We start from the raw sequence: 1,498 nt of genomic DNA, 5'->3' as shown, positions 1-1,498 counted from the left end.
CACCCGCCCACCCCGTAAAACCGCAGGTGAGAGAGTTAGTATGCGTTTCCTCAACGACCAGAAGCCGCCGTACGACCTGACGTACGACGACGTGTTCATGGTGCCGAGCCGCTCCGCGGTGGGGTCCCGCCAGGGCGTCGACCTGTCCTCCCACGACGGCACCGGCACCACCATCCCGCTCGTGGTCGCCAACATGACCGCGATCGCCGGGCGCCGGATGGCCGAGACCGTCGCGCGCCGGGGCGGGCTCGTCGTCATCCCGCAGGACATCCCGATCGACGTCGTCGCCGATGTCGTCGGCTGGGTCAAGCAGCGCCACCTCGTCCTGGACACCCCGATCGTGCTCGCCCCGCACGCCACGGTCGCCGACGCGCTGTCCCTGCTGCCCAAGCGCGCGCACGGCGCGGGCGTCGTGGTCGAGGACGGGCGGCCGATCGGCATCGTCACCGAGTCCGATCTGACCGGCGTCGACCGCTTCACCCAGCTCACCGAGGTCATGTCCCGGGACCTGCTGGTCCTGGACGCCTCCATCGACCCGCGCGAGGCCTTCAACCGCCTCGACGCCGCCCATCGCCGGATCGCCCCCGCGGTGGGCGCGGACGGCAGGCTCGTCGGCATCCTCAACCGCAAGGGCGCCCTGCGGGCCACCCTCTACACCCCGGCCACCGACGCCCAGGGCAAGCTCCGCGTCGCCGCCGCCGTCGGAATCAACGGCGATGTCGCCGGGCGCGCCAAGGCGCTGCTCGACGCCGGGNNCTGGTCGAGGCCGGGGCCGACATCATCAAGGTCGGGGTCGGCCCGGGCGCGATGTGCACCACCCGGATGATGACCGGTGTCGGGCGCCCGCAGTTCTCGGCTGTGCTCGAATGTGCCGCCGAGGCGCGGAAGTTCGGCAAGCACGTGTGGGCCGACGGCGGCGTGCGGCACCCGCGCGACGTCGCCATGGCGCTGGCCGCGGGCGCGTCCAACGTCATGATCGGCTCCTGGTTCGCGGGCACCTGCGAGTCGCCGGGCGACCTCCAGCACACCGCCGACGGGCGGCCGTACAAGGAGAGCTTCGGCATGGCCTCCGCGCGCGCCGTGCAGAACCGCACCAGCGAGGAGTCGGCCTACGACCGCGCCCGCAAGGGGCTGTTCGAGGAGGGCATCTCCACCTCGCGGATGTTCCTGGACCCGGCCCGGCCGGGCGTCGAGGACCTGATCGACTCGATCATCGCGGGCGTGCGCAGCTCTTGCACGTACGCGGGCGCGGGCTCCCTGGAGGAGTTCCGCGAGCGAGCCGTGATCGGCGTCCAGAGCGCGGCCGGCTACGCCGAGGGCAAGCCGCTGCACGCCAGCTGGCAGTAACGTCTCTCCGCCACTCCGGCCGTGTGGCCCCGCCCGTGTCAACGGGCGGGGCCACACGGCCTTTTGACGGCCTGTCGGCCGTGCGACCGACGTTGGCCAGCGAGCCACGGGCCCGCCGCCGGCACGGTGTGCGCCGCGCTGTGGGCAGGCG

Annotated in this window: 1 protein-coding gene and 1 pseudogene; both read left to right on the top strand. The window is 72.9% G+C overall.

Features of this window, described 5'->3' with window-relative positions; translation table 11 throughout:
- Positions 1-40 precede the first annotated feature (40 nt).
- Positions 41-754, top strand: a pseudogene (locus tag AOK16_RS28885) (IMP dehydrogenase); the annotation flags it as partial.
- Positions 755-756: 2 nt separating this feature from the next.
- Positions 757-1,347, top strand: a 591-nt coding sequence (locus AOK16_RS28880) for an IMP dehydrogenase (protein ID WP_240483743.1), incomplete at its 5' end; no start/stop codon positions are given.
- Positions 1,348-1,498 lie beyond the last annotated feature (151 nt).

The organism is Streptomyces pathocidini (genome assembly GCF_001418495.1).
Lineage (GTDB): Bacteria > Actinomycetota > Actinomycetes > Streptomycetales > Streptomycetaceae > Streptomyces > Streptomyces pathocidini.
Note: the sequence above shows the minus strand (reverse complement) of the source record. Positions and strands in the feature narration are given on the sequence as shown.